This is a genomic window from Candidatus Protofrankia californiensis (assembly GCF_900634765.1).
GTDB classification, from domain to species: domain Bacteria; phylum Actinomycetota; class Actinomycetes; order Frankiales; family Frankiaceae; genus Protofrankia; species Protofrankia californiensis.
This window is the reverse complement of record NZ_CAAAFT010000441.1, coordinates 1-3,267: the sequence shown is the minus strand read 5'-3', so window position 1 is coordinate 3,267 and position 3,267 is coordinate 1. Positions and strand designations below refer to the sequence as shown.

The 3,267-nt window shown below is 66.5% G+C and carries 3 protein-coding genes; 2 read left to right on the top strand and 1 reads right to left on the bottom strand.

What is annotated here, in order from left to right:
• The first annotated feature begins 342 nt into the window (after nucleotides 1-342).
• Both groES and groL read left to right on the top strand, forming a co-directional pair.
• Nucleotides 343-651 carry a co-chaperone GroES gene (groES, locus tag DD1DGNOD_RS22765; RefSeq protein ID WP_043604033.1) on the top strand — a complete coding sequence of 103 codons (309 nt, stop codon included), beginning with the start codon at nucleotides 343-345 and terminating at the stop codon, nucleotides 649-651.
• 268 nt (nucleotides 652-919) lie between these two features.
• Nucleotides 920-2,560, top strand: coding sequence for a chaperonin GroEL (groL, locus tag DD1DGNOD_RS22760; RefSeq protein ID WP_131771005.1), 1,641 nt, complete (start codon nucleotides 920-922; stop codon nucleotides 2,558-2,560).
• Nucleotides 2,561-3,008: 448 nt separating this feature from the next.
• On the opposite strand, the gene DD1DGNOD_RS22755 is transcribed toward groL, so the two are convergent.
• A partial coding sequence (locus tag DD1DGNOD_RS22755; RefSeq protein WP_131771004.1) for a WhiB family transcriptional regulator occupies nucleotides 3,009-3,267 on the bottom strand: 259 nt, incomplete at its 5' end.

The following is a 3,267-nucleotide window of genomic DNA, read 5'->3' as shown; positions in this document are numbered from 1 at the left end:
TCCCGGCCGCGCCCATCGTCCCTGCCGTCCCCGCGGTGTCCGGCGCCATGTCCGGCGCCGGGGGTGTGCCGCAGTAAGCGGGCCGGCGTGGTCTGTGGGGCTCGGCGGGGGCCGGCTGCTGGGGCCGGCTGGGGCCGGCTGGGGCCGGCTGGCTGGCGGGGTTGGCGCTCATCGCCGTCCAGGTCGCTCTTGACAGTTCTGACCGTGTTGGTTGACGTGGGCGGGGCGGGTGCTAAGTTGGCACTCGGCACGTGAGAGTGCCAGCGACAACAGGCGCCTGTTCACCCGCGACGGCAGGCCGCCAGGGTCGCTCTCTCATCCAGCGCAGGAAGGGGGAGGTCGATCGTGACGACCGCCACCAAGGTTGCGATCAAGCCACTCGAAGATCGCATTGTCGTACAGCCGTCCGATGCCGAGCAGACCACGGCGTCAGGCATTGTGATCCCGGACACGGCCAAGGAGAAGCCGCAGGAGGGCACCGTCCTCGCTGTGGGGCCGGGCCGCTTCGAGGACGGCAAGAGGGTCCCGCTCGACGTCAAGGTCGGCGATGTCGTGCTGTACAGCAAGTACGGCGGCACCGAGGTCAAGTACGCTGGCGAGGAGTACCTGGTTCTCTCCGCTCGCGATGTTCTGGCGATCATCGAGAAGTAGGTATCCCGGCAAGGATCCAAGGGCGTGTTTCGCCAGTCTGGACGGTATTCGTCCGGATCGGCGAAACACGCCCGGTCGCCATCGGGCCGTGCCCGGTGGACATTGGTCGATGCGGACGGTCGTCGTCTGGGCGCCGATCCGCGCGATTGACGATCCGCCGGACGCGGCCTAGGGCCACAAGGGTGCACGATCATGGCTTCTTGCGCGTGCCCGGAGGCCCGAAGGGATTCCAGGGCACGCCCTGAGCCGGTTCGGGAGGACCACCTAAATGCCCAAGATTCTGTCGTTCAGCGAGGATGCTCGCCATGCTCTTGAGCATGGGGTGAACGCCCTCGCGGACGCTGTGAAAGTGACGATCGGTCCGCGCGGTCGCAACGTCGTCATCGACAAGTCCTACGGCGCGCCGACGATCACCAACGACGGGGTGACGATCGCGCGCGAGATCGAACTGGACAACCCCAACGAGAACCTGGGTGCCCAGCTCGCCAAGGAAGTCGCCACCAAGACCAATGACGTTGCCGGTGACGGCACTACCACCGCGACCGTCCTCGCTCAGGCGATGGTTCGCAGCGGCCTGCGTCAGGTCGTGGCCGGCGCGCCGCCGATATCGCTCAAGGTCGGTATCGAGGCTGCTGTCGAGGCCGTCTCGAAGGCCCTGCTGGAGCAGGCCATCGGGGTCGACTCGAAAGAGGTCGTCGCCCATGTCGCGGCCATTTCGGCCCAGGACGCGAAGGTCGGCGAACTGATTGCCGAGGCGATCGACCGGATCGGCAAGGACGGTGTGATCACCGTCGAGGAGAGCCAGACCCTGGGTCTGGAACTCGAGCTCACCGAGGGAATGCAGTTCGACAAGGGCTACATCTCCCCGTATTTCGTCAGCGACGCCGAGCGCATGGAGGCCGTCCTTGAGGACGCCTACGTGTTGCTGCACCCTGGCAAGATCAGCGTGTTGAACGACATCCTTCCCCTCCTCGAGAAGGTGGTGGAGGCACGTAAGCCACTGCTGATCATTGCCGAGGACGTCGAGGGAGAGGCGCTGTCGACCCTCGTCGTCAACGCCATCCGTAAGACCTTCCAGGTCGTCGCGGTCAAGGCCCCCGGCTTCGGTGACCGGCGCAAGGCGATCCTGCAGGACATCGCCGTCCTCACCGGCGGGCAGGTCGTCGCGTCCGAGGTTGGTCTAAAGATCGATTCGGTCGGCCTGGACGATCTCGGTCGGGCGCGCAGGATCGTCGTCGACAAGGACAACACGACCATCATCGACGGTGTCGGCGACGAGACGAGCGTTGCCGACCGGGTGCGTCAGCTCCGCAGTGAGATCGAGGCCAGCGACTCCGACTGGGACCGTGAGAAGTTGCAGGAGCGGGTCGCCAAGCTCGCCGGCGGTGTCGCGGTGATCAGGGTTGGCGCGGCCACCGAGGTCGAGCTCAAGGAGAAGAAGCACCGCCTGGAGGATGCCGTCTCGGCCACCCGTGCGGCGGTGGAGGAAGGCATTGTCGCTGGTGGTGGGTCGGCCCTGTTGCATGCCGCCGCGGTGCTCGACGACGGCTTGGGGCGTACCGGGGACGAGCTGGCCGGGGTGCGCATCGTTCGTGACGCGCTCGCCGCCCCGCTGACCTGGATCGCGCGCAATGCCGGTTTCGAAGGAGCGGTGATCGTCTCTCGGGTCAGGGAGCAGCCGGTCGGCAGTGGCTTCAACGCTGCCCGTGGCGAGTTCACCAACCTGATCGCCGACGGTGTGGTCGATCCGGTGAAGGTGACCCGGTCGGCCGTGGTGAACGCCGCGTCGATCGCCGGGCTGCTCATCACGACCGAGAGCCTGGTCACGGAGAAGCCGGCCAAGCCCGCGCCGGAGGGCGGCGGCCACAATCACGGTGGGCACTCGCACTCGCACGGACCGAGCTTCTGAGCAACGGGATCACCGTCGTGGGCTTGTCTCAAGTAGTAAGAGCATCTGATCGGTAAGAGCGCTCGAGGGTAGGACCGTCCGGCTCACGGGGTCCTGCCCTCGGGGGCTCCGGAGATTTTTCTTTCAAGATCTTGCATGTGTTCAAGATCTTGTATGTGCCGGCGTCCCGTCGCGCGGGAACGCCGGAAGGTAACGCTGTAGATACGCCAAGAGGCCTGGCAGGACGATGCTGAACGTCCTACCAGGCCTCTTGCGCGTTCACCGTGGGTGCCCCTGGAGCGCTGCGGTCACACATCGCGGGTGATCCAACCGCTGGGGTCGCCTTGTCCGTACATCTCGTTACGAGACTGGGGACGCCGGAGACACCTACCCGGCACGGCGATCATCGCGACTGTGATCGCGGCGGCCATGACATACATGATCACGTATGACCATGATCATGTATGACTCAGCATGCCGGAGCAAGCCCCGGGCGGGTCGGGCTGTGCCGCCCCGCCCCGCGCCGCGTTCGGCCGGTCAGGATGGCCTCCCGCTCGGATTCGCTCAGCCCGCCCCACACCCCGTAGGGTTCGCGGGCCTGCAGGGCGTGCTCCGCACATGCCTGGATCACGGGACACCGCGCGCAGACGGCCTTGGCAGCTGCCTCACGAGCCGCACGCGCCGGGCCTCGCTCCCCTTCGGGGTGGAAGAAGAGCTCGGTGCTCTCC

Excerpts from the sequence above, each read along its gene's own strand:
- groL (WP_131771005.1), top strand. The coding sequence starts at position 920 with ATGCCCAAGATTCTGTCGTTCAGCGAGGATGCTCGCCATGCTCTTGAG.